Annotated in this window: 20 protein-coding genes and 1 pseudogene; 11 read left to right on the top strand and 10 right to left on the bottom strand. The window is 70.4% G+C overall.

Going from position 1 to position 22,640, the window contains the following annotated elements; translation table 11 throughout:
* Positions 1-25: 25 nt before the first annotated feature.
* Together ACIBTS_RS26100 and ACIBTS_RS26105 are read left to right on the top strand one after the other, a co-directional pair.
* Positions 26-1,330, top strand: coding sequence for an RNA-guided endonuclease InsQ/TnpB family protein (locus ACIBTS_RS26100; RefSeq protein ID WP_399322537.1), 1,305 nt, complete (start codon positions 26-28; stop codon positions 1,328-1,330).
* Positions 1,331-1,363: 33 nt separating this feature from the next.
* Complete coding sequence (locus tag ACIBTS_RS26105) at positions 1,364-2,215, top strand: TetR family transcriptional regulator (RefSeq protein WP_399322538.1); 852 nt, start codon at positions 1,364-1,366, stop codon at positions 2,213-2,215.
* Positions 2,216-2,242: 27 nt separating this feature from the next.
* Here ACIBTS_RS26105 and ACIBTS_RS26110 read toward each other — a convergent pair whose 3' ends face one another.
* Complete coding sequence (locus ACIBTS_RS26110) at positions 2,243-4,669, bottom strand: MMPL family transporter (protein ID WP_399322539.1); 2,427 nt, start codon at positions 4,667-4,669, stop codon at positions 2,243-2,245.
* Positions 4,670-4,826: 157 nt separating this feature from the next.
* On the opposite strand from ACIBTS_RS26110, the gene ACIBTS_RS26115 reads away from it, so the two are divergent.
* Positions 4,827-5,516, top strand: coding sequence for a response regulator transcription factor (locus ACIBTS_RS26115; protein ID WP_319673557.1), 690 nt, complete (start codon positions 4,827-4,829; stop codon positions 5,514-5,516).
* On the top strand, positions 5,513-6,955 hold the full coding sequence (locus tag ACIBTS_RS26120) for a sensor histidine kinase (protein WP_399322540.1): 1,443 nt from the start codon (positions 5,513-5,515) through the stop codon (positions 6,953-6,955). The genes ACIBTS_RS26115 and ACIBTS_RS26120 overlap by 4 nt, the downstream gene beginning before the upstream one ends.
* Before the next feature lie 219 nt (positions 6,956-7,174).
* Here the strand turns inward: ACIBTS_RS26120 and ACIBTS_RS26125 are convergent, their stop codons facing one another.
* From ACIBTS_RS26125 to ACIBTS_RS26140, 4 genes are all read right to left on the bottom strand, one after another.
* On the bottom strand, positions 7,175-7,591 hold the full coding sequence (locus tag ACIBTS_RS26125; RefSeq protein ID WP_399322542.1) for an ATP-binding protein: 417 nt from the start codon (positions 7,589-7,591) through the stop codon (positions 7,175-7,177).
* Positions 7,592-7,688: 97 nt separating this feature from the next.
* Positions 7,689-9,227 (bottom strand): ABC transporter substrate-binding protein, encoded by a 1,539-nt coding sequence (locus ACIBTS_RS26130; protein WP_399322544.1) that lies wholly within the window; start codon positions 9,225-9,227, stop codon positions 7,689-7,691.
* 210 nt (positions 9,228-9,437) lie between these two features.
* Entirely contained in the window at positions 9,438-10,871 is a 1,434-nt protein-coding gene (locus ACIBTS_RS26135) for a metallophosphoesterase (protein ID WP_399322665.1), read from the bottom strand.
* Positions 10,872-10,873: 2 nt separating this feature from the next.
* A complete protein-coding gene (locus ACIBTS_RS26140) occupies positions 10,874-11,113 on the bottom strand; it encodes an SCO4848 family membrane protein (protein WP_319673561.1) in 240 nt (79 codons plus the stop codon).
* A 91-nt stretch (positions 11,114-11,204) separates the two neighbouring features.
* On the opposite strand from ACIBTS_RS26140, the gene ACIBTS_RS26145 reads away from it, so the two are divergent.
* The gene (locus ACIBTS_RS26145; RefSeq protein WP_399322545.1) at positions 11,205-12,548 is read left to right on the top strand and encodes a D-alanyl-D-alanine carboxypeptidase family protein; all 1,344 of its coding nucleotides are present in this window, start codon (positions 11,205-11,207) and stop codon (positions 12,546-12,548) included.
* Here the strand turns inward: ACIBTS_RS26145 and ACIBTS_RS26150 are convergent.
* Complete coding sequence (locus ACIBTS_RS26150; protein ID WP_319673563.1) at positions 12,502-13,419, bottom strand: YihY/virulence factor BrkB family protein; 918 nt, start codon at positions 13,417-13,419, stop codon at positions 12,502-12,504. The genes ACIBTS_RS26145 and ACIBTS_RS26150 overlap by 47 nt on opposite strands.
* 165 nt (positions 13,420-13,584) lie before the next feature.
* Between ACIBTS_RS26150 and ACIBTS_RS26155 the strand changes: the two genes are divergently transcribed.
* A complete protein-coding gene (locus ACIBTS_RS26155) occupies positions 13,585-14,340 on the top strand; it encodes a decaprenylphospho-beta-D-erythro-pentofuranosid-2-ulose 2-reductase (RefSeq protein ID WP_399322667.1) in 756 nt (251 codons plus the stop codon).
* 140 nt (positions 14,341-14,480) lie between these two features.
* On the opposite strand, the gene ACIBTS_RS26160 is transcribed toward ACIBTS_RS26155, so the two are convergent.
* On the bottom strand, positions 14,481-14,957 hold the full coding sequence (locus tag ACIBTS_RS26160; RefSeq protein ID WP_399322546.1) for a MarR family winged helix-turn-helix transcriptional regulator: 477 nt from the start codon (positions 14,955-14,957) through the stop codon (positions 14,481-14,483).
* A 73-nt stretch (positions 14,958-15,030) separates the two neighbouring features.
* On the opposite strand from ACIBTS_RS26160, the gene ACIBTS_RS26165 reads away from it, so the two are divergent.
* Together ACIBTS_RS26165 and ACIBTS_RS26170 are read left to right on the top strand one after the other, a co-directional pair.
* The gene (locus ACIBTS_RS26165) at positions 15,031-15,954 is read left to right on the top strand and encodes an alpha/beta hydrolase (protein ID WP_399322548.1); all 924 of its coding nucleotides are present in this window, start codon (positions 15,031-15,033) and stop codon (positions 15,952-15,954) included.
* A 167-nt stretch (positions 15,955-16,121) separates the two neighbouring features.
* Positions 16,122-16,625, top strand: a pseudogene (locus ACIBTS_RS26170) (transposase); the annotation flags it as partial.
* 197 nt (positions 16,626-16,822) lie between these two features.
* Here the strand turns inward: ACIBTS_RS26170 and ACIBTS_RS26175 are convergent.
* Both ACIBTS_RS26175 and trpS read right to left on the bottom strand, forming a co-directional pair.
* Positions 16,823-17,401, bottom strand: a complete 579-nt coding sequence (locus tag ACIBTS_RS26175) for a 2'-5' RNA ligase family protein (RefSeq protein WP_399322549.1) — start codon at positions 17,399-17,401, stop codon at positions 16,823-16,825.
* A gap of 177 nt (positions 17,402-17,578) precedes the next feature.
* Positions 17,579-18,592: a tryptophan--tRNA ligase gene (gene trpS / locus ACIBTS_RS26180; protein WP_099937157.1), complete on the bottom strand. Its 1,014-nt coding sequence runs from the start codon at positions 18,590-18,592 to the stop codon at positions 17,579-17,581.
* Positions 18,593-18,734: 142 nt separating this feature from the next.
* Here trpS and ACIBTS_RS26185 point away from each other — a divergent pair, with 142 nt between their 5' ends.
* The 3 genes from ACIBTS_RS26185 to ACIBTS_RS26195 all read left to right on the top strand — a co-directional run bounded on the left by ACIBTS_RS26185 (position 18,735) and on the right by ACIBTS_RS26195 (position 21,125).
* Positions 18,735-19,292, top strand: coding sequence for an RNA polymerase sigma factor (locus ACIBTS_RS26185; protein ID WP_399322551.1), 558 nt, complete (start codon positions 18,735-18,737; stop codon positions 19,290-19,292).
* On the top strand, positions 19,289-20,206 hold the full coding sequence (locus tag ACIBTS_RS26190; protein WP_399322553.1) for a hypothetical protein: 918 nt from the start codon (positions 19,289-19,291) through the stop codon (positions 20,204-20,206). Before ACIBTS_RS26185 ends, ACIBTS_RS26190 begins: the two co-directional genes overlap by 4 nt.
* A gap of 169 nt (positions 20,207-20,375) precedes the next feature.
* Positions 20,376-21,125, top strand: a complete 750-nt coding sequence (locus ACIBTS_RS26195) for a hypothetical protein (protein ID WP_399322554.1) — start codon at positions 20,376-20,378, stop codon at positions 21,123-21,125.
* A 34-nt stretch (positions 21,126-21,159) separates the two neighbouring features.
* Here ACIBTS_RS26195 and ACIBTS_RS26200 read toward each other — a convergent pair whose 3' ends face one another.
* Positions 21,160-22,611: a glycine hydroxymethyltransferase gene (locus ACIBTS_RS26200; protein ID WP_399322556.1), complete on the bottom strand. Its 1,452-nt coding sequence runs from the start codon at positions 22,609-22,611 to the stop codon at positions 21,160-21,162.
* Between the last annotated feature and the right edge of the window lie 29 nt (positions 22,612-22,640).

A 22,640-nucleotide genomic window follows, 5' to 3' on the forward strand; every position in this document is an offset into this window, starting at 1 on the left:
GGAATGTGTGGTCTACGTTCACGGCATGGCACGGTTTCGGATGTACCCCACGAGCGAGCAGGAGCGGCAGATGCTGCTGCACTCCGCGCACGCCAGGTACGTGTGGAACCTCGCCGTGGAACAGCACGCGCACTGGAGGCCGGGGCGCAGGTCCGCGCCCTCCTTCGCCGAGCAGTGCCGTCAGCTCACCGCAGCCCGGCGTGACAACGAGTGGCTTGCTGCCGGGAATGCGGATGTCCAGCAGCAGGCCCTGAAGGACTTCGCCAAGGCCAAGCAGGCGCGTTTCACGTCCGGGTTCGGTGAGCCGACCTGGCGCAGGAAGTACCGGCATGAGGGTTTCCGGGTCATCGGCACCGACCGCGTGCCCGAGTATCACGAGGACGGCTCGGCGAAGCTGAACGCGAAGACCGGCAGGCAGGTCATGGCCCGTGCGGTCGTGGTGCGGAAGCTGAACCGGCGGTGGGGGCAGGTGAAGGTGCCCGGCTGCGGCTGGGTCCGCTTCCGCCTCAGCACCCATGGCAAGGGCGCGAAGCTGCCCGATGCGAAGACGTTCCGGGTCACATTGAAGAACGGCCAGTGGCATGCCGCGTTCGCCGTCGTCCCCAAGCCGGTGCCCGCGCCCGGCACGGACACAGTCATCGGTATCGACCGCGGCGTGACCATCACCGCGGCCCTGTCGGACGGGCAGAAACTGAACTGCCCGCAGCTCACCGTCCGGGAACGCGCCCAGATCCGCAAGTACCAGCGCCGCGCCGCCCGCGCCCCGAAGGGCAGCGAAGCCAAGGCTGCCGGGTACGCGAAGGTGGCGAAGCTCAAGGCACGGGAGGCGAACCGCCGCAAGGACTGGTGCGAGAAGACCAGCACCCTGCTCGCCCGTACCTACGACCTGATCCGCTTCGAGAAGCTGAACATCAAGAACATGACCCGCTCCGTGAAGGGAACCGTGGAGCAGCCCGGCCAGGGCGTGGCGCAGAAGGCAGGGCTGAACCGGGGCATCCTTGCGCAGGGCTGGGGCCTGCTGCGCCGGCGCACCGGGCACAAGGCCCCCGGCCGGGTCGAGGACGTGCCCGCCCCGTACACATCTCTGCGGTGCAGTGCCTGTGGGTGGATCGACAAGAACTCGCGCAAGAGCCAAGCCGAGTTCGTCTGTTCGTCCTGCGGCTTCACCTGCAACGCGGACACCAACGCAAGCCACAACGTCGCGGCAGGACAGGGCGGGATCCCCCGCCCCCGGCGAACAGCCGGTGCCGGAGGGACGACACCGCCCACGCGGTCGAAGAACGTCCGTGAACCTCAACCACCCAAACCGGTTGGAATCCCCCTCTTTTAAGAGGGGGAGGATGTCAATGGTTAGGCTCCTTCCGTGTCCGCGAACAACGACGGTCCCGCCGAGGCCGCCCCCCCGACCCAGCACCGGGAACCTCAGGAGTCCCCTGAAGGTGCTCCCGCGTCCAAGTCCGAGCAGACCCGTGCGCTGATCCTCGAGACGGCGATGCGGCTGTTCCAGGAGCGCGGTTACGACAAGACGACGATGCGGGCCATCGCCAAGGAGGCCGGGGTCTCGGTCGGCAACGCGTACTACTACTTCGCCGGCAAGGAGCACCTGATCCAGGGCTTCTACGACCGGCTCGCGGCCGAACACCGGGAGGCGGTCCGGGGCATCCTGGCGCGCGAGACCAGCCTGGAGGCGCGGCTCGCGGGCGTGCTGCGGACCTGGCTGGACGTGGCCACGCCGTACCACGAGTTCGCGGTGCAGTTCTTCAAGACGGCCGCCGATCCGGACAGCCCGCTCAGCCCCTTCTCCGCCGAGTCGGAGCACGCGCGCGTGGAGGCCATCGCCGTCCACAAGGAGGTGCTCGCGGGCTCGAAGGCGAAGGTGCCGGAGGAACTGCGGGAGGTGCTGCCCGAGTTGATGTGGCTCTCCCAGATGGGCCTGGTCATGTACTGGATCTACGACCGTACGGCGGGGCGCGAGCGCAGTTACCGGCTGGCCGGACGGGGGGCGCGGCTCACCGCGCGGGGTGTGGCGCTGGCCCGGTTCCGGGTGCTGCGCCCGCTCGTCCTGGAGGTGCACGACCTGTTCACGGACTTCCTGCCCGGCATGACCAACGCGGTGCCGGACCCGGCGAAGACGGGCCAGAAGAAGTCTTCACCGGGTCCGGCGGACCATCCCGCCGAACAGGTCGAGCACGGCGACCAGGCCGAGCACGGCTAGCAGGCCGGGCGGGCCGGGCAGGTCAGGTCACCTGGATGCGTCCACGTCCATCTCGCCCTCGGCCAACTCGACGTCGAACGCCAGCGGTTCGGCCGCGATCGTGACCTGGCGCGCACCGGAGGCATACGACGGGGCCGTCGCCGCCAGGAGGTACGTTCCCGGAACCGGGACCGAGAGGATGTAGGAGCCGTCGGCGAGGGACGTGACGCGGTCGAGTTGTTTTCCGCCCTTCGTCACAAGGGTCACCGTGGCGCCCTCGACCGGGTCGCCGGTCGTGTCCCGTACGAAGCCGTGGACGGCCGAGGCGGGACCCTTGCCGCGCGCGGCGGCCGCGGCCGGCTCGTCCTCCTTCGGTTCGACCGCCAGATGCGGCAGCCGCTTCTCCAGCCCCGCCGGCAGCCACCAGTTGGAGTTGCCGAGCAGATGCATCGCGGCCGGTACGAGAGCCGTGCGCAGGATGAACGCGTCCAGCGCCACCGCCGCCGCGAGACCCACGCCCGCCATCGCGCCGCCCGAGTCGCCGCTCAGGACGAACGCGAGGAACACGCACACCATGATCAGGGCCGCGGAGTTGATGACCCGGCTGGTCTCGGCCAGGCCGACGCGGACCGCGCGCGCGTTGTCCTTCGTGTGGACCCACTCCTCGTGCATCCGGCTGACCAGGAACACCTGGTAGTCCATCGACAGACCGAAGAGCAGCGACAGCATGATGACCGGCAGGAAGGCGTTGATCGGGCCCTCCTTGCCGAGGCCGAGCAGATCCAGGCCCCAGCCGTACTGGAAGACGGCGACGAGGACGCCGAACGAGGACGCCGCCGCGATCAGGTTCATCACGGCCGCCGTCAGCGGCACCACCAGGGAGCGGAAGGCGACCATCAGCAGCAGGAAGCCCAGGCCGATGATGGTGGCGACGAACAGCGACAGGCGGTCGCCGGTGACCGTGGCGAAGTCCTTGGAGATGGCCGTGACACCGCCCACGTGCCCCGTCGCGCCGGCCTGCGGGAGGACGTCGTCGCGCAGACGGTCGATCAGGGTGTCCGTCTGCTCCGACTGCGGCGAGGTCGTCGGGACCACCTGGATGACCGTGACGCCCCGGGCCGGCGGCAGCGCGGCCACCTGGGCGACGCCCGGCGTGTCCTTGATGCCCTTGACGACCGCATTGGTGTCGCCGCCCTCCATGACCACCTGGAGGGGGCCGTTGAAGCCCGGTCCGAAGCCCTCCGCGAGCAGGTCGTAGGCCTTGCGGGTGGTCGTCGACGCGTCGTCGTTGCCCTGGTCGCTGACGCCGAGGCGCAGCGACAGCACGGGGAGGGCGAGGACGGCCATGACGACGAGCGCGAGGGCGGCGATCCGACGGGGGCGGCGCTGCACGTTCGCCGACCAGCGGGCCGCGGGGCCGCTCGCCCCCTCCGGCTCCGGGCCGTTCGCGGCCAGCCGCTTGCGCTGCTTGCGGCTCAGCACGCGCGTGCCGAGGAAACCGAGCAGCGCGGGCAGCAGGGTCGTCGCGGCGAGGACGCTCAGGACCACCGTCAGGGAGGTGCCGATGACGACGCCGTCCAGGAAGCGCAGGTTCGTCACCAGCATGCCGGCGAGCGCGATGCACACCGTGCCGCCCGCGAACAGCACGGCCCGGCCGGAGGTGTTGAGGGCGATGACCGCCGACTCCTCCGGGTCCATTCCGCGCAGGATGCCCTTGCGGTGCCGGGTGACGATGAACAGGGCGTAGTCGATGCCGACGCCGAGGCCGATCAGGGAGGACAGCAGCGGCGCCAGTTCCGGGATGTCGGTGACGTGGCTGAGCAGCTGGGTCGAGAACATGCCCATGCCGACACCGAAGATCGCCACGGCGAGCGGCAGCAGCATCGACAGGAGCGATCCGAAGGCCAGGAACAGGACCACCGCGGCCGCCGCGAGGCCGACCATCTCGGCGAGGCCGGATGGCGGCTCCTCCACCCGCTGGATGGCCAGGCCGCCCAACTCGACCTCCAGGCCCTTCTGTTCAGCCTTCTGGGCGGTGTCGAGAACGTCCTGGACGAGTTCCTTGGGCAGCGCGTTCACCTGCTCGGTGAAGGTGATCTGCGCGTAGGCGATCCGGCCGTCGCGGCTGACCTGCCCCGCCTCCCCCGCAGCCGCATAGGGGCTCTTGACCTCGCCGACGCCCTTCATCTTCGCGATCTCGTCGAGCGTGGGCTGGATCCGGGAGCGTACGTCCTGGTCCCGTACCGAGCCGTCGTCGACCTTCCATACGACCGTGTCGGTGTCGCCCGCGGTCGCGGGGAACGCCTTCTCCATCAGGTCGTACGCCTTCATGGAGTCCGTGCCGGGGAGGGAGAAGGTGCTCGCATAGTCCGTGCCCGCCGTCGAGGCCGAGAATCCCAGGCCCAACAGCGCCCCCACCCACAGCAACAGGACCGCCAGCCGATGCCTGTAGCACCAGCGTGCTAATGCCGCCACGTTCGAGCTCCTCACTCAGAGTCGGTTCGTCCCCCAGGTCCTGGGCAACAGGATTGGCGGTTGCGCACGCGTGGGGACATGCAACGGCCATGACTCTCAAGGAACTCCAAAGCGCGAACCGGCCCGGATTGTCAGTGGGCGCGCCGATACTGAGGGCATGACGACGGCTTCCGGCACCGTGTTGGTCGTGGAGGACGAACCGAGTATCGCGGACGTCCTCGCCATCGCCCTGCGCTACCACCGCTTCGAGGTCATGACGGCGGGCACCGTCCGCGAGGCCCTCGCGCTCGCCGACCGCACCCGGCCGGACGTGGCCCTGCTGGACGTGATGCTGCCGGACGGCGACGGCCGGGCGCTCGGCCGTGAACTGCGCGCCCACAGGCCGGACCTGGCGCTGGTGTTCCTCACCGCGCGGGACGCGCCGGCGGAGATCGTCGGCGCCCTCGGCTTCGGCGACGACTACATCACCAAGCCGTTCGACCTCGACATAGTGGTCGCCCGCATCACGGCGGTCCTGCGGCGCACCCGGCCGGCCGACGTCCTGCCGCAGCGCCCGCCACTGCGCTACGGCGACCTGGAGCTGGACGAGACGACGTACAGCGTGCACCGCGCGGGCCGCTCGGTCGAGCTGACCCCCACCGAGTACGCCTTACTGCGCTTCCTGGTCCGCAACGGCGGCCGGGTCGTCCCCAAGGAGCAACTCCTGCGCCATGTCTGGCAGTACGAGCACACCCCGCCGGAGTCGACGGTCGTCGAGACCTACATCAGCTATCTGCGGCGCAAGCTGGACACCCTGGGACCGCCGGTGATCACCACCCGGCGGGGCGTGGGATACGGGCTGGCATGAGGCGATTCCACCACGGCTTGCGCTCCCTGTGGGGCAAGTTGACGGCGGCCAACGTGGGGCTGCTCGCCCTCGGCATCGTCGCCGCGACCGCGATCAGCCTCATGGCGATGCGGCACTACCTCCTGGACCAGGTCGACTCCGGGCTGGTCAAGACCCGTGCGTCCCTGGGTAGTTCGCAGCTCACCATGCGACAGATCGACTCGCTCAGCGTCCTCGGCTTCGTCCGCGACCGGCTGCTGCCCGAGTACGGGGACGACCGGCCGGCGCCGGAGTCCCTGTTCACCGCCCTGGACGGCAAGGGCGCGGCCATGCCCCTCTTCGGCATCCGGCCGACCGACGCGCAGCGCGGCCTCGCGGACGCCGTGGACGACCCGGGCGCGCTCATCCGGGACTCCGACCCGCACGACGTGACCGTGCACGGCGCCGCCTACCGGGTGACCGCGACGCGGCTCTCCGACGGCACGTACATCCTGCTGGCGACCTCGACGGACGCCCTGGACAAGGGCATAGCGCAGGCCCTGAAGCTCGACCTCGCCGTCGGCACCCTGCTGCTGGCCCTGCTCGCCTGTCTGACGATGTGGAGCGTCAGACGGCGGATGCGGCCGCTGGAGGACATGGTGGAGACGTCGACGGCGATAGCCGAGGGGGATCTGACCCGGCGGGTGCCCTGCAGCCACCATCCCACCCAGGAGGTGGAGCAGCTGCGGCTCGCGCTGAACTCCATGCTCCACCAGGTGGAGTCGGCGTACCGCACGCGCGAGCGCAGCGCGGCACAGCTGCGCCGGTTCGTCGCCGACGCCTCGCACGAGCTGCGCACCCCGCTCTCCGCGATCCGCGGCTATCTCCAGCTGTACGACCAGGGCATGCTGGTCGAGCCGGACGAGCGGCAGCGCGCCTGGGACCGGATGAACGGCGAGGTGGGCCGCATGGGCCGGCTCGTCGACGAACTGCTCACGCTGGCCCGGCTCGACCAGCGGCCCGAGCTGCGGCTGCGCAACGTGGACGTGAGCCGGCTGATGCGGGACGCGGCGCAGGACCTGCGGGCGCAGCAGCCCGAGCGGCCGGTCACCGTCGATGCCGAGGGGGCGCTGCTGGTGCGGGCCGACGAGTCGGGGCTGCGGCAGGTACTGGGCAACCTGGTCGCCAACGTGCGCACCCACACGCCCGCCGACGTGCCGGTGCGGCTCGGGGCGCAGCGCGTGGACGGGGTCGTACGGCTGTCGGTCGAGGACAAGGGGCCGGGGCTGGGCGCGGAGGACGCGGCGCGGGTGTTCGACCGCTTCTTCCGGGCCGGCGGCGGCGCGGGCAGCGGGCTGGGCCTGGCGATCGTGCAGGGCGTCGTCGAGGCCCACGGCGGCGAGGTGAGCGTGCGCACGGCACGCGGCGAGGGCCTGGAAGTAACGGTGGAACTGCCGACGCGCCCGAAGATCTGCCCCTGAGCGCCCACCGCCACCGGATGCGACCTGGGGCCTGTCCGGCGGATCAAGTCGCAGGAGAGCAGCGGTGCCTGATCGATGCAGGTGAGCGGGGGATGGTGCGTCCAACTGCAAGGCGGAGGAGGGCGTCGACGCGATGGGGGTCCCCCCGCTCGAGCGCAGCCGAGAGTGGGGGAGGGCGTGCCAATCCCCGCGTCTGCGGCATGATCCGCCGGACAGGCCCTAGCCCTTGGCTCCCAGGCCCGGGGGTGTGATCAGGGCCCAGACCGTCTTGCCGTGGCGGCCCCTGGTCCAGACGCCCCATGCGGTGGCGAGGTGCTCCACCAGGTGCAGGCCGCGGCCGTGTTCCTCCCCCTCGCCGACCAGCCGCGGCCGCGGCTCCAGCCGGCCCTCGTCGGACACCTCTATGAGGCAGGAGCCGTCGCCGAGGGCGGTGACGGCCACCTCGAACTCCCGCTCCAGAAGCGGCCCGTGGCGTACGACGTTGGTGGCGAGCTCGGACACGACGAGGACGGCGTCGGCCAGCGCCGGGTCGTCCGGGCGGTGTCCCCAGTCGGCGAGATGCTCACGCACCCGACGCCGGGCGAGGCCGACGGACGCCGGGTGCCGGGGCAGCCGGAAGGAGTTGCGTCGCGACACGTCTGCTCCTCACCCCGAACGCACCTCCGTCACATGGTGCCCATCGGGTGCCTGCCCGTTGGCACGGGGGCGCATGCCCGGCGCGCGGGAGGATCCGTCAGATCCAGTCGAGCTTCCAGAGGCGGAACACGCCGTTGCCGTCCGCCAGATACTGGCCGCCGCCGACGTCCGCGCCGGTGACGACGTACTCCTTGCGCTGCCACAGCGGGATGACCGGCACGTCCTCGGCGACGGCCTGCTGGAGGCGGCGGAAGTCGTCGGCGACCCGGCTGCGGTCGGCGAACCGCTGGCTGTCGGCGATGTAGTTGTCGACGGCCTTGCTGCTGTAGCCGGTGTTCATGGTGGAGCCCGTGCCGACGAGCGGCGCCGCGAACGTGTCCGGGTCGGGGTAGTCGGCGACCCAGCCGACGGCGTACGCGTCGAGTTTTCCGGTGGCCCACCGTTTCTGGAAGTCGGTCCACTCGTAACCCTTGACGTTCACCTTGAACAGGCCGCCGGCCTCCAGCTGCCGCTTGAGCTCCTGGGCCTCGCTCGCCGCGGCCCCGCTGCCCAGGCCGTAGCCGTAGGTGAAGCTCACCGGGATGCTGACGCCGGCCTTCTCCAGGAGCTTGCGGGCCTTCTCGGGGTTCTGGTTCGGGTAGGTGTCGAAGAAGGAGGTGCTGTGGCCGGTGATGCCGGTCGGGACGAGCGAGTACAGCGGCTCGACGGTCCCGTCGTACACGGTCGACGCCAGTTGGGCGCGGTCGATCAGCCAGGCCATCGCCTTGCGGACGTCCGTGTCGTGCAGCGGGGAGTCGGAGCGGGTGTTGAAGTACAGGTTGCGGGTCTCGGAGCTGTCGGCCTCGGTGACGCGCTGGCCCGGGTCGCTGACGTTGAGGGCGGCGAGGACCGCGGGCGGCAGCTGCCGGGTGGCGGCCTCGACGTCCTTGGCCTTCCAGGCCTTCTCCAGGGCGTCGGGGTCCGCGTAGTAGCGCAGCTCGATGGGCGCGCCGGTGGAGACGGCCCCCTTGTAGCGCGAGTTGGGCGACAGAAGGACCTTCTTGCCCTTCGTGTACCCCGTCAGCCGGTACGGGCCGGTGCCGTCGACGTCGCTGCCGGTGCGCAGCGCGTCCGCCGGGTAGCGGGTGTGATCCACGATGGAACCGGCTCCGGTGGCCACCTTGAACGGGAAGGTGGCGTCCGGCGCCGACAGGTGGAAGGTGACGGTCAGGCCGTGGGCGTCCACCGACTTCAGGGTGGAGAACAGGGACGAGGGACCGACATCCGAGTTGATCTTCTTGACCCGGTCGAAGGAGAACTTCACGTCCTCGGCCGTCACCTTGCCGCCGCCGGTGAAGGTGAGGTCGTTGCGCAGCTCGCACGTGTACGTGACCAGGCCGCCCTGGGCGAAGGAACAGCTCTTGGCCGCGTCCGGCACGGGTGAGACGCCGCCCGGCTCGTACGTCAGCAGCGACTGGAAGACGTTGCTGAACAGGGCCCAGGAGCCGGCGTCGTAGGCGCCGGCCGGATCGAGCGAGGTGACGGTGTCCGTCGTGCCGACCGTGATGGTCGCCTTGTCGTTCTCCTGCGACGGCAACAGCTGCCAGCCGCCCACTCCGACGACCGCGAGAACCAGCAGCGTCATGAGTATCCGCATGCGAACGGACCGCATGGTGATGCCCTGCCTCCCCAGGCCCGCAAGCCGGGCCCAGTCAACAAAAAAGTGCCACTCCCCTTGGCGGCGGGCTCACCTAATCACACGAGTTTCGCGTGGGGGAAGAGGATTCTGACGAGATGAGAAAGAACTTACCGACGTACTGTTTCCGCCGGGTTTCACAGCTCCTTCTCACCTTCGCCCTCATCCGCCTCAGGCCTGTTTCGAGGCCAGTTCGATGACCGTGATGTCGGACGGGGCGCCCACGCGCGTGGGCGGGCCCCAGGCGCCCGCGCCCCGGGAGACGTACAGCTGGGTGTCGCCGTAGCGCTCCAGGCCCGCGACGGTCGGGTTGGCCGCCGCCGCGATGAAGTTGCCGGGCCACAGCTGGCCGCCGTGGGTGTGTCCGGAGAGCTGGAGGTCGACGCCGTGGTCGACGGCGTCGTGGATCTGGACCGGCTGGTGGGCGAGGAGGACGCATGCGCGCGTGGTGTCCCGGTCGCCGAGCGCACGGGTGAAGTCGGGGCCGTGCCCCTCGCTCTCGCCCGCGATGTCGTTGACACCGGCCAGGTCGAACCAGGGGAGTTCGGTGCGGGCGTTCTCCAGGGGGTTCAGGCCGAGCCGCCGCACCTGACGGACCCACTGTTCGGCGCCGGAGAAGTACTCGTGGTTGCCGGTGACGAAGAAGCTGCCGTGCCGGGCCTTCAGCTGCGCGAGCGGGGCGGCCGCCGGGCCCAGGTCCTTCACGCTGCCGTCGACCAGATCGCCGACCACGGCGATCAGGTCGGGCTGCGTCGCGTTGATCGTGTCGACGACCTTCTGCGCGAAGCCTCTGCCGAGGATCGGGCCGAGGTGGATGTCGCTGACGACGGCGATCCGGTACCCGTGCGCGGCGCGTGGCAGCTTGGCGAGCGGGACGGTGACCCGTTTGACCCGGGGACCGCGCAGGACGCCGTAACTCCCGTACCCGACCGTCCCCACGGCGGCCGCGGCGACCGCACCGCCGACGACGCGCGAGACGAAAACCCGACGCGAGGACGCCACCCCCGCGGACCCCGACTGCCCACCCTCCGACCGACCGGACCCCGGCTGCCCGGACCCCGGCTGCCCGGCGGCGAGCTGTCCAGGCGCGGGCTGCTCCGGCTGCCCGGCGGCGGCCTGCCCAGGCGCGGACTGCTCCAACTGCCCGGCAACGGCCTGCCCTGGCGCGGGCGCCGCCGTCGGGACCGGATCCGGGTTCGGGGACGGATCCGGGTTCGGGGACGGATCCGGGTGCGGGCTCGGGTCCAGGGGCGGGTGCGAAATGGGTGTCTCGGCAGGCGGCGCTGTGCGGGCCCGGCTCTCCAGGAAGCGGTGCAGCAGCGGGCGTACGGCCTCGGCGGCGAGCACGCCCAGGAGCAGGTAGATCGACAGGGCCAGCCACAGGAAGCCCGGCCAGGCCAGGGTGCGCTGGAGCCAGAAGGGGGCGCCGGCGCGTTCGGCGACCAGGGCACCGATCGCCAGGGCCCAGCCGCCCGCGATCAGCACGGCGCCGCCGCGACGCGCCCGGCCGGGGCCGCGGGTCGTGTCGCGGAACAGACGGCGCCACAGGTACCAGTTGGCCGCCACGAGCACCGCCGGCGCGAGCAGCGCGAAGACGATCACCATCGTCATGACATCCGACGCAGCGCGCGCAGACCACGCAACCCGATGGCCCCGACGACCGTCCCCAATACGAAGGAGACGACGGCCAGCGTCAGGTGCACCCAGAAGTACGCCGTCGGGTCGCCGTCGTCGAAGGCGAGCCCACTGCTGTCCTTGACCAGGTTTTTGACGAAAGTGACCCAGATGATCCAGCTCCACACCCCGAAGGCGAGCAGGAACCAGGAGACGGGGCGGCTGAGCTTCATGGGGTCAGTATCGCCGCCGGGTGTCCGGTTCCGTGACCGGGGTGGGGAGGGCGGCGGGACTTCCCCTCGTGTGCCAGGTACGTTCTCCGTCGTGCCCGCACCCATGAAGCAGACCCTCAGGCGATCCCTGCTGGTCACCTCCGCGACCCTCGCGTCCCTCGCGCTGACCGCGCCCGTCTCGCTCGCGGCGCCGAGCCCGTCACCGAAACCGTCGGCCGGTACGACGTCGTCACCGTCGCCGACGACCGGCAAGTCGCCCGCGCCGTCGGCCAGTGCCTCCCCCTCGGCCACTCCCCCGGCGAACATGTCGACCGTGGGCGGCACGCGACTCGGGCAGGCCGGGACGCAGGTGGCGATCGCGGGCGGCGCGCCGGTGCTGCCGAAGGACCTCACCGCGCGGTCGTGGATCGTCGCGGACGCCGAGTCGGGGGACGTGCTCGCCTCGCACAACGCGCACTGGCGGCTGCCCCCGGCGAGCACGATGAAGATGCTGTTCGCCGACACCGTGCTGCCGAGGTTCCCGAAGACCACCACGCACAAGGTCGACCCGAAGGACCTGGCCGGCATGGGGTCGGGTTCCAGTCTGGTCGGCATAAAGGAGGGCGAGACGTACACGGTCCACGACCTGTGGCTCGGCGTCTTCCTGCGCTCCGGCAACGACGCCGTGCACGTGCTGTCGGCGATGAACGGCGGCGTCGCGGGCACGGTGAAGGAGATGAACGAACACGCCGAGGAGCTCCAGGCCCTCGACACGCACGTCGTCTCCCCCGACGGCTACGACGCCTCCGGTCAGGTGTCCTCGGCGTACGACCTGACGCTGTTCGCCCGCTCGGGTCTGCAGAAGAAGGACTTCAGGGAGTACTGCTCGACCGTCTCGGCCAAGTTCCCGGCCGAGACGAAGAAAGACAAGAAGGGCAAGATCACCCGCGGGACCTTCGAGATCCAGAACACCAACCGGCTGCTCGCCGGCGACTACGACATCTCGCAGTACCCGGGCATCGCGGGCGTCAAGAACGGCAACACCACCAACGCGGGCGCCACGTTCACCGGCGTGGCCGAGCGCGGCGGCAAGGTGCTGCTGGTGACGGTCATGAACCCGTCGAAGACCGACCACAACGAGGTCTACAAGGAGACCGCCAGGCTCTTCGACTGGGGCTTCCAGGCGGCCGGCAAGGTGACGCCGGTGGGCGAGCTGGTCCCGCCGAAGGGCGCGCAGCCCGGCGCGAAGCCGTCCTCCTCCCCGGACTCCGGTCAGGCCGGCGGCGCCGGGAACGTGTCGTCGAAGCCGGTGGCCGGCGCGGTCGCCCGGGACGGCTCGCGCGGCATCTGGATCGCGCTGGCGATCACCGGCGGGCTGCTGGTGCTCCTCGCGGGCGGGGCGTTCCTCGTCAACCGCCGCTGGCCGCTGCCGGACCTGGTACGACGTCGTCGCTGACGTCGATGTCGCGCGGGTTGTCGGGGGCGGTGCCCGTCGCCGTCCAGGCCGCACAGAACAGGACCAGTTTCGACGTGAAGTTGATCCACAGCAGCAAGGCGATCGGCACGCCGAACGCGCCGTACATGCTCTTCGCGGCCACGCCCTGCATATAGCCGCTCAGCAGCAGCTTCAGCAGTTCGAAGCCGACGGCGCCGATCAGCGCGGCCACCACGAGGCGGCGGCGGGTCGGTTCGACGCCGGGCAGCAGGGTGAGGACGTACAGCAGGAGCAGGAAGTCGGCGAGGACGGCGATCGCGAAGGCGGCGACGCGCAGCAGGATGCCGCCCCAGCCCGCGTTGTCGATGCCGAGGGCGTCGGTGATCCGGCCGACCAGCGCCGAGGCGACGGTGGAGATGGCGAGGGTGACCAGCACGGCGCCGCCGAACCCGACGAGGACGCCCATGTCCTTGGCCTTGCGCAGAACGGGGTTCTCGTCGTCGTCGGGCCGCTCCCACACCGCGCGCAGACAGTCCCGCATCTGACCGACCCAGCCGATGCCGGTGAACAGCAGTGCCGCGCCGGCGATGAGGCCGATGGTGCCCGCGTTCTGGACCAGGCTGTTGATGTCCAACTGGTCGGAGATGCCGGGGACCTGGTCGGCGATCTTGTTCTGGAGTTCCTGCTGCCGGGACTCGCCGAGGGTGGCGGCTGCGACGGCGGCGGCCACGGTCAGCAGCGGAAACAGCGCGACGAAGCTGACGAACGTCATCGCGGCGGCCAGCCGCGTCCACTTCACCCGGTCCAGGCGCTCGTACGACCGCCACGCGTGCGTGGCCATGAGGCGGGTGACCCACGGCCCGATGCCGGGAAGCTTCTTCAGCCAGTCCATGATCCGAACTCTGCCCCAGTCTCTGCTTCAGTTGTCAGTCTCTGCTTCAGTCGTCGACAACCCCTGGTGCGAGTACCCGAAAAGCCCGGTCACCCATTTCGGGTAGCGGACGAATGTTGGGCGACCGACGTGTCATAGCGGGGCGATACGGTCATCTCCATGCTCATGAAGGACGCCTTCGGCCTGCCCCAGTCCATGCTCGTCCTCGGCGGTACGTCAGAGATCGCGCTGGCCACCGCACGCCGGCTGATCGCCCGCCGCACCCGCACGGTGTGGCTGGCCGGGCGGCCGTCCCCCGACCTGGAGTCGGCCGCCGCGCGGTTGCGCGTCCTCGGGGCGGACGTCCACACCGTGCCCTTCGACGCGCTGGACCCCGCGTCGCACGAGACCGTCCTCGGCAAGGTCTTCGCCGAGGGCGACGTCGACCTGGTGCTGCTCGCCTTCGGCGTCCTCGGCGACCAGGCAACCGACGAGCGCGAACCGGCGGCCGCGGTGCGCGTCGCGCAGACCAACTACACGGGCGGGGTGTCGGCGGGGCTGGTCGCCGCCCGCGCCCTGCAGACACAGGGGCACGGCTCCCTGGTCGTGCTGTCCTCCGTCGCCGGCGAGCGGGCCCGCCGCTCGGACTTCATCTACGGCTCCAGCAAGGCCGGCCTCGACGTCTTCACCCAGGGCCTGGGCGACGCGCTGCACGGCACGGGCGTCCACGTCATGGTCGTACGCCCCGGCTCCATGCGGACGAGCGCGACCACGGGGCGGACCCGGGAGCCGTTGACGACCACGCCGGGAGAGATCGCGACGGCCGTCGAACTGGGGCTCCGTCGACGGTCGGAGACGGTGTGGGTGCCGGGAGTGCTGCGCCTGGTGATGTCCGCGCTGCGCCACGCCCCACGCGCGATGTACCGCCGACTCCCGCTCTAGGAGTACGCCGACGCCACTCCAGGGCCTGTCCGGGGCGTCGGCCAGGGTGCGTATCGAGTCGTGATCAATCTGCGGGATTCGCCTCGCAACAAAGGCTGATCACATGGCCAGCGGGCAATCGCACTGGATCCACATGCCGGTCAGCCTGTAGGCAGGCCGATCTGGTCGCGTTCGAGCACGGAGCGGAGCTCCGAAAGGACCTGTACGGCGGCCAGTCCTGAGGGGCCACGGAGGGCGCCTGCGGTCAGCTCGGCCAGCGTTTCGGTGAAGGTCGCCTCCGCCGCCTCGACGAGTTGCAGGCCGTCATCGGTCAGGTCCAGCAGTGATGAGCGACGATCCGATGGATTGGTTCGCCGTATGACCCATGCCTGCTTCTCCAGGCGGTCGATGCCCTTGCTGGTCGCACCGATCCCGATGGCGAACTCAGCGGCGAGGTCCGCCACCCGGGACCCAGGGCGGTCGCGCAGGAAGCACAGGAATTCGAACTGCGAGGTGACGATCCCGTGCCGCTCGCGAAGACGGTCGTTCAGCGCGTTGTAGAGGCGCGTCTCACAGCGAACGAGGTCGGCGAAGAAGCCCGGGAGGTCGACCCGGCCACCGCTTGACTTAGATGCCATGGCATATATCTTAGCATTCACACAGATGCCTAGGCAGATAGTTCCTTGGCATGCACTTTCGATGGAGGCGACAATGAGCAGGCAACAGCGCACGGAAATCGACGCGATGGTCCGGCGGCCCCGGCCTGAGGGCCCTCGGTCGGTGGAGGAGCTCCGCGCCGGGTTCAGGGCGATGATGGCCGAAATGATCGTCCCAGCTGGGATCCGCACCCAGACTGCGACGCTCGGCGACCGGCCAGCGGTGCTCGTCGAGCCGGTCGGCACTCCGAAGGCCGGGACAATCCTTTACTTCCACGGCGGCTCCTACGTGGTCGGTTCACCGGAGACGGCGATGTCGCTGACGGGGAACCTGGTGACCAAAACAGGATTCAGGGCGTTCTCGTTGGATTACCGGCTTGCCCCTGAGCACCCGTTCCCGGCCGCGATCGAGGACGGGCTGAGCGCCTACCGCGCACTTCTCGACAGCGGCGAAGACCCTTCGGCGATCGCGTTCGCCGGGGACTCCGCCGGTGGAGGCCTCACTGCCGCCACCTGCCTCGCCGCTCGCGGCGCGGGCCTGCCCATGCCTGCCGCGATCGTGGCGTTCTCCCCCGGACTCGACATGACCCGGACAGGCGGGAGCATGGACAGCAAGGCGGGCATCGATCCGTTCTTCACGCGTGAGGGCATGGAACACACCGGGGCCATGTACCTTGCGGGACAGGATCCGCACCAGCCCATGCTCAGCCCCGCCATCCGCGCCGACCTGACCGGCTTCCCCCCGATACTTCTGCAGGCGGGCACCAACGAAATGCTCCTGGACGACTCCACACGCATGGCCACGCGCGCGAGGGAAGCCGGAGTGGACGTCATCCTGGACGTCACCGCTGACGTTCCACATGTCTTCCAGGCGTTCGCCGGCGTCCTGGACGAAGCCGACGAGGCACTGGAGCGAGCCGCCCTCTTTCTCAGTCAGCACGTCCGCACCAAGGGCACGGCACACACGCCAGCAAGCTGAAGGCGGCAGACGCCCTCATACGGACGACGGCCCACACCCCGGGCCCTGGCTCGCCGTTCCCCTCCCTGGCAGCCGCGGCCCCGCCACCCCGCTCTGAGGGCCATTCAAGACCCCGAGGCCCGTTCGCCGTAGGCGGTGTCTCACCCGGGGATGCTAGATCTTCTTGCGTGACGCGAATGCAACTGACTGATGAGGAATGGGAGTTCATCGGGCGGTACCTACCGATCGGCCAGTACGGCCCGTATCCCGAGCGGCTGCGGCAGCAGTTCGAGGGCGTGATCTGGCGGTTCAAGACCGGCGGGCAGTGGCGGGAGATACCGAAGGAGTTCGGCGCCTGGTCCACTGTGCACAACCGCTTCCGGCAGTGGCGTGACGCGGGCGTCTTCGAGGCCCTGCTGGAGGGCCTGATCGCGGAAGCAGCGAAGCGAGGCGAGGTGGACCTGTCCCTGGTCAGCATCGACTCCACCACCGCGCGCGCTCACCACGACGCCGCCGGGATGCACCTGGACCAAGACGTCCTCACTGCCCTGCAGAAGGCCGCGGACAGCCCGCAGTTCATCCCCGTGCTGGGGAAGATACGGGTCCGCGGTCCCGTCGGCCGCCCCCGCACCCGACCGGACGCGGTCGCCGCCGATAAGGCCTACTCCTCCCGCGGCAACCGCGCCCACCTGGGGCCAGCCGTCCTCGACCACGCAGCGGGCCAGGCGCAGCCGTCCGGTCTCGGCAGGGGTGCATTACGGTGGACCACGAGGGCCTTTCGGTCAGGTGCAGACGTAGCAATCCACACCGAACCGGAAGGCCCTCACCTGTTCAAGATCCCTCAGCCGAGACCTGGCTCACCCGTCCACAACCTCCCGGGACAGAACACCTAGTGCGTCGGCAGGGAGTTGCGGTCGGTGTGGGCTGCCTGCGGGGGGACGGTCGCGCCGCCGAAGGCGTACTCGCGCAGTTTGCGCCAGACGCCGTCGGCGCCCTGCTCGTGGAGGGAGAAGCCGGTGCAGGACCACTCGGCCTCGTAGTGGGCGAGCTCCTTGAAGGCCCGGTCCATCGCCGCCTCGTCGATGCCGTGCGCGACGGTGACGTGCGGGTGGTAGGGGAACTGCAGCTCGCGGGTGAGCGGCCCGGAGGCGTCACGGACCCGGTGCTGGAGCCAGGCGCAGGCCTCGGCGCCCTCGACGACCTTCACATAGACCACCGGTGACAGGGGCCGGAAGGTTCCCGTGCCGGACAGCCGCATCGGGAAGGGCCGGCCGGCCACGGCGACCTCGGTGAGGTGCGCGTGGACCGCCGCGAGCGCGGCCGCCTCGATCTCGGTCGGCGGCAGCAGTGTGACGTGGGTGCGGATGCCATGAGCCGCGGCGTCGCCGAAGCCCGCGCGCCGCTCCTGGAGCAGGCTGCCGTGAGGCTCCGGGACCGCGATCGACACACCGATCGTTACGGTCCCCACGTCTTCTCCTGTCGTCATGTCGTCATGGCGGGGTGTGGTGCCGGGTTCGTACTCAGTCGTACGGCTATCGACTGTACGGCCACGGCTGTGCTCTGGGCAGGCGCAGGGAACGTGATGTGCAGCGCTCTGCCCAGAGGAACGTGTGTGCGGTGCGCCCCGAGTGCTTCCGAGCGCCGCTCAGTGCTTCGCGGGCAGGAAGCCCACGCGCTCGTACGTCTGGGACAGCGTCTCCGCGGCGACGGCACGGGCCTTCTCGGCGCCCTTGGCGAGGAGCGCGTCGAGCGTCTCGGGGTCGTCCAGATACTGCTGTGTGCGGTCCCGGAACGGCGTCACGAACTCGACGACGACGTCGGCGAGGTCCGTCTTGAGCGCGCCGTAGAGCTTGCCTTCGTACTGCCGCTCCAGCTCCTGGACGCTCGTGCCGGTGAGGGTCGAGTAGATGCCCAGCAGGTTGCTCACGCCCGGCTTGTTCTCGGGGTCGTAGCGGACGACCGTGTCGGTGTCCGTGACCGCGCTCCTGACCTTCTTGGCGGTGGCCTTCGGGTCGTCGAGCAGGTTGATGAGGCCCTTCGGCGTGGACGCCGACTTGCTCATCTTGATCGACGGGTCCTGAAGGTCGTAGATCTTGCCCGTCTCCTTCAGGATGTACGGCTTCGGGATCGTGAACGTCTCGCCGAAGCGGCCGTTGAAGCGGGTGGCGAGGTCACGGGTGAGCTCGACGTGCTGGCGCTGGTCCTCGCCCACCGGCACCTCGTCGGCCTGGTACAGCAGGATGTCCGCGACCTGCAGGATCGGGTACGTGAACAGGCCCACGGAGGCGCGGTCGGCGCCCTGCCTGGCGGACTTGTCCTTGAACTGCGTCATACGGGACGCCTCGCCGAAGCCGGTGAGGCAGTTCATGACCCAGGCGAGCTGGGCGTGTTCGGGGACATGGCTCTGGATGAAGAGCGTGCAGCGGTCCGGGTCCAGGCCGGCCGCGAGGAGCTGCGCCGCGGCCAGGCGGGTGTTGGCCGTGAGCTCCTTCGGGTCCTGCGGGACCGTGATCGCGTGCAGGTCGACGACCATGTAGAACGCGTCGTGGGACTCCTGCAGGGCCACCCACTGGCGGACGGCGCCGAGGTAGTTGCCGAGGTGGAACGAGCCTGCGGTGGGCTGGATTCCGGAGAGCACGCGAGGACGGTCTGAGGCCATGCGCACCATTCTCGCAGAGCTTCAGGGCCGCTCCGGAACCCGCGCGAAACAGATGTCCCCGGGGTCGGAACCGATCGGGCTCGAGCGGTGTACCAAGAACGTGAGAGCGCGGGAGGGGGGCCGCATCGTCGATGAGGCCGCGGTGATCGCACGCGTACGCGCCGGAGAGCCGGAGGCGTACGCGGAGCTGGTGCGGGCCCACACTGGCATCGCCCTGCGGGCGGCCGCCGCGCTCGGGGCGGGTGCGGACGCGGAGGACGTGGTGCAGCAGGCCTTCGTGAAGGCGTACTACGCGCTGGGCCGGTTCCGGGACGGGGCCGCCTTCAAGCCGTGGCTGCTGTCGATCGTCGCCAATGAGACGAGGAACACAGTGCGTACGGCGGTGCGGCAGCGGACGCTGGCCGGCCGCGAGGCGGCCTTCGCGGAGGCCGAGCCGCTGATACCGGAATCGGCCGACCCGGCGGTCGCGACGCTCGAGACCGAGCGCCGCACGGCACTGCTGACAGCCCTGGAGAAGCTGAGCGAGGAGCACCGGCTGGTGGTGACGTACCGCTATCTCCTGGAGATGGACGAGTCCGAGACCGCCCAGGCCCTCGGCTGGCCGAGAGGGACGGTGAAGTCCCGACTCAACCGCGGCCTGCGCAAACTGGGCCGCCTGCTGCCGGACTTTCAGCCTGGGGAAGGGGGTGATGAAGCATGAGCGAGCCGTACGACGGTGAGGGCGCCGCTCGGGATCCACGCGGGCCCGCCGCCCGGCTGCCGGAGGAACTGCGGGCGCTCGGACGATCAATGGACGCGCCGAGAGGCGACGGGATCGACGGGGTCGGTGGGGTCAACGGGGTCGGTGGGATCGGGATCGACATCGGCGAGACGATGGCCGAGCGGGTGCTGGCGCAGCTACTCGCCGAGCGGGTGCCGGTGCCGGTGGCCGAGCCGCCGGGGGCCGCCGAGCGGCTGCGGGCCGTGCGGCGCTGGACGCGGGCGCGATGGCGTTCGCTGACGGCCGCGCTGTGCGGTCTGCTGACCGTGCTCGTGCTCACGCCCCCGGTGCGAGCGGCGGTGGTCGACTGGTTCGACTTCGGCGGCGTCGAGGTGCGGTACGACCCCTCGGCGTCCCCCTCCCCCGGCGCGCAGGCGCCCGACTGCGGCGGTTCGCTGTCCCTCGCCGAGGCCCGGCTCGCAGCCGGTTTCGAGCCGCTGGTGCCGGACGCACTGGGCGCCCCGGACGAGGTGGCGGTGACCCGTGAGCCGCAGGGGCGGTTCCTGATCAGCCTGTGCTGGAGCGAGAACGGCCGGGCGATCCGGCTGGACGAGTATCCGGCGCACCTGGACGTCAGCTTCGCCAAAACCCTGCGCGAGCCCCCGGAGTGGGTGGACCTGGACACGGCGACCCACGACGACGGTGTGCCTGACCCCGCCCTGTGGTTTCCGAAGCCGCACCTGCTGAGCTTCTGGCTGGTGGACGCCGACGGCAACCGCTACACCCGCGAGAAGCGGACCGCCGGGCCGACGCTCCTGTGGGTGCACGGCGCCGCCACCGGCGACACCACGCTCCGGCTGGAGGGCGTGCCGTCCAAGGCACGGGCCGTGCAGATCGCGCGCTCGCTGGGCTAGGTGTGGGCTGGGTGTCCAGTCCCGGGAGGCCGTGGCCGACCTCGGAATCGGCCCCCGTGGGGTGGGAACCCCGGGCGGCCGGGCGGTGTACCAGGAGTGACACAGCGGATGCGGACGCCGAGCCGCTCCGGGGCAGGGCACGGAGGGCGTGAGAGAGGGAGACGGGCAAATGATTCGGGGGAATGGCAGGGCGCTGGTGGCCGCATGGGCGGCGGCACTGTCGATGGCGGTGGGCCTGGTCGTCGGCCTGGCGGTGACCGGCGCGAGCGCGGCACCGGACAACGGGGATGACGGCCCCGATGTGGCGATGGTGATCGCCGGCTCGACCGGGCGGACGACGACCCTGCGGGCCGGGGACGCGCGGACCGGGCAGGACTTCGCCCTGCTCTGGCAACTGCTCCAGCCGACGAACACCACGATGGAGCGGTCGCCGGAAACATGGCAGGAGGACCGGTATCCGCCCGTGCGGTTCACCGTCTTCTGGGGGCTGACGGGCGTCGGGGGCTGGCCGCAGACCAAGCGGGCACCGGGCGGTGATGTGGCCGTCGAACGCCAGGATCAACTGTTCATGGCCCAGGACGGCACCCCATGGGTCCGCTCGGACCCGGCACCGGAGGTGGAGGACGACGACATCCGCTGGCATCGGGCACCGAGGGACATCCTCGCGCGAGTGGAGCAGGAGAGGCTGCTCGCCGACGGCACCGGTTCGGAGAGCTCGGGCAAGGGCCCGGGAAAGGGCTCGGGGGCGGCCCTCGATGCACAGACCGGCGCCTGGTGGGCGATACCGGGACTGGCCCTGGGCGCGGCTCTGGGGGCCGGCGGTTCGGTGCTGATACGCCGCGCGGCGGCCCGGCACCAAGCCGGACCGCCGCGGAGAAGCTCGCAGGGAGAGCCACGTCAGGAGCTGATCGATCTCTGAGCTCGCCGGATGGGTCCGGCCGAGGGCGACGACGTCAGCCGAGGTTGATCTCCGGGTACAGCGGGAAGCCCGCGACCAGGTCCGTGGCCCGCTGCGAGATCTCGTCCGCCACCTTCGCGTCCAGGACGTGAGAAGCCTTGGAGGGGGCGCCCGACTTCGTCGTACCCGGCTCGGTGGTGGTGAGGACACGGTCGATCAGGGCCGCCACCTCGTCCATCTCGGCCGTGCCCAGGCCGCGCGTGGTCAGGGCAGGGGTGCCGATACGGATACCGGAGGTGTACCAGGCGCCGTTCGGGTCGGCGGGGATGGCGTTGCGGTTGGTGACGATGCCCGAATCGAGCAGCGCGGCCTCGGCCTGACGGCCGGTGAGGCCGTAGGAGGAGGCGACGTCGATCAGGTTCAGGTGATTGTCCGTGCCGCCGGTGACGAGGGTCGCGCCCCGGCTCATCAGCCCCTCGGCCAGCGCGCGGGAGTTGTCGACGATGCGCTGGGCGTAGTCCCGGAAGGAGGGCTGACGGGCCTCCGCGAGGGCGACGGCCTTGGCGGCCATGACGTGCGGGAGCGGGCCACCGAGGACCATCGGGCAGCCTCGGTCGACCTGGTCCTTGAGGGAGTCGTCGCACAGGACCATGCCGCCGCGCGGGCCGCGCAGGGACTTGTGAGTGGTGGTCGTCACGATCTGCGCGTGCGGAACCGGGTCGAAGTCGCCGGTCAGGACCTTGCCCGCGACCAGACCCGCGAAGTGCGCCATGTCGACCATCAGGGTCGCGCCGACCTCGTCGGCGATCTCCCGCATGATCCGGAAGTTCACCAGCCGGGGGTATGCGGAGTAACCGGCGACGATGATCATCGGCTTGAAGTCACGGGCCGAGGCGCGCAGGGCCTCGTAGTCGATCAGGCCGGTCGCCGGGTCCGTGCCGTAGGAGCGCTGGTCGAACATCTTGCCGGAGATGTTCGGGCGGAAGCCGTGGGTGAGGTGGCCGCCTGCGTCCAGGGACATGCCGAGCATGCGCTGGTTGCCGAAGGCCTGGCGCAGCGTGGCCCAGTCGGCCTCGGAGAGGTCGTTGACCTGGCGGGCGCCGGTCTTCTCCAGGAAGGGCGCCTCGACACGGTCGGCGAGGACGGCCCAGAAGGCCACCAGGTTGGCGTCGATACCGGAGTGCGGCTGGACATAGGCGTGGCGGGCGCCGAACAGCTCGCGGGCATGCTCTGCGGCCAGGGCTTCGACCGTGTCCACGTTGCGACAGCCGGCGTAGAAGCGGCGGCCGACGGTGCCCTCGGCGTACTTGTCGCTGAACCAGTTGCCCATCGCGAGGAGCGTGGCCGGGGAGGCGTAGTTCTCGGACGCGATCAGCTTGAGCATCTCGCGCTGGTCGTGAACCTCCTGGACGATGGCGTCGGCGACACGCGGCTCGACCGCACGGATCACGTCGAGAGCCGCACGGAAGGCGGTGGACTCGGTGGAGAGGGGCTGCTGCTCGGACATGTCGTCGGCCTCCGGGTGGCGTGGTGCTG

The organism is Streptomyces sp. NPDC050121 (assembly GCF_044460385.1).
Classification (GTDB): Bacteria; Actinomycetota; Actinomycetes; order Streptomycetales; family Streptomycetaceae; genus Streptomyces; species Streptomyces soliscabiei.

Bases quoted from the DNA above. Each gene is read 5' to 3' on its own strand.
- ACIBTS_RS26100 (WP_399322537.1), top strand. From the start codon at position 26: ATGGCACGGTTTCGGATGTACCCCACGAGCGAGCAGGAGCGGCAGATG.
- ACIBTS_RS26150 (WP_319673563.1), bottom strand. From the start codon at position 13,419: ATGGACTGGCTGAAGAAGCTTCCCGGCATCGGGCCGTGGGTCACCCGC.
- ACIBTS_RS26115 (WP_319673557.1), top strand. From the start codon at position 4,827: ATGACGACGGCTTCCGGCACCGTGTTGGTCGTGGAGGACGAACCGAGT.
- trpS (WP_099937157.1), bottom strand. From the start codon at position 18,592: ATGGCCTCAGACCGTCCTCGCGTGCTCTCCGGAATCCAGCCCACCGCA.
- ACIBTS_RS26190 (WP_399322553.1), top strand. From the start codon at position 19,289: ATGAGCGAGCCGTACGACGGTGAGGGCGCCGCTCGGGATCCACGCGGG.
- ACIBTS_RS26200 (WP_399322556.1), bottom strand. From the start codon at position 22,611: ATGTCCGAGCAGCAGCCCCTCTCCACCGAGTCCACCGCCTTCCGTGCG.
- ACIBTS_RS26120 (WP_399322540.1), top strand. From the start codon at position 5,513: ATGAGGCGATTCCACCACGGCTTGCGCTCCCTGTGGGGCAAGTTGACG.
- ACIBTS_RS26130 (WP_399322544.1), bottom strand. From the start codon at position 9,227: ATGCGGATACTCATGACGCTGCTGGTTCTCGCGGTCGTCGGAGTGGGC.
- ACIBTS_RS26195 (WP_399322554.1), top strand. From the start codon at position 20,376: ATGATTCGGGGGAATGGCAGGGCGCTGGTGGCCGCATGGGCGGCGGCA.
- ACIBTS_RS26165 (WP_399322548.1), top strand. From the start codon at position 15,031: ATGAGCAGGCAACAGCGCACGGAAATCGACGCGATGGTCCGGCGGCCC.
- ACIBTS_RS26155 (WP_399322667.1), top strand. From the start codon at position 13,585: ATGAAGGACGCCTTCGGCCTGCCCCAGTCCATGCTCGTCCTCGGCGGT.
- ACIBTS_RS26140 (WP_319673561.1), bottom strand. From the start codon at position 11,113: ATGAAGCTCAGCCGCCCCGTCTCCTGGTTCCTGCTCGCCTTCGGGGTG.
- ACIBTS_RS26135 (WP_399322665.1), bottom strand. From the start codon at position 10,871: ATGGTGATCGTCTTCGCGCTGCTCGCGCCGGCGGTGCTCGTGGCGGCC.
- ACIBTS_RS26160 (WP_399322546.1), bottom strand. From the start codon at position 14,957: ATGGCATCTAAGTCAAGCGGTGGCCGGGTCGACCTCCCGGGCTTCTTC.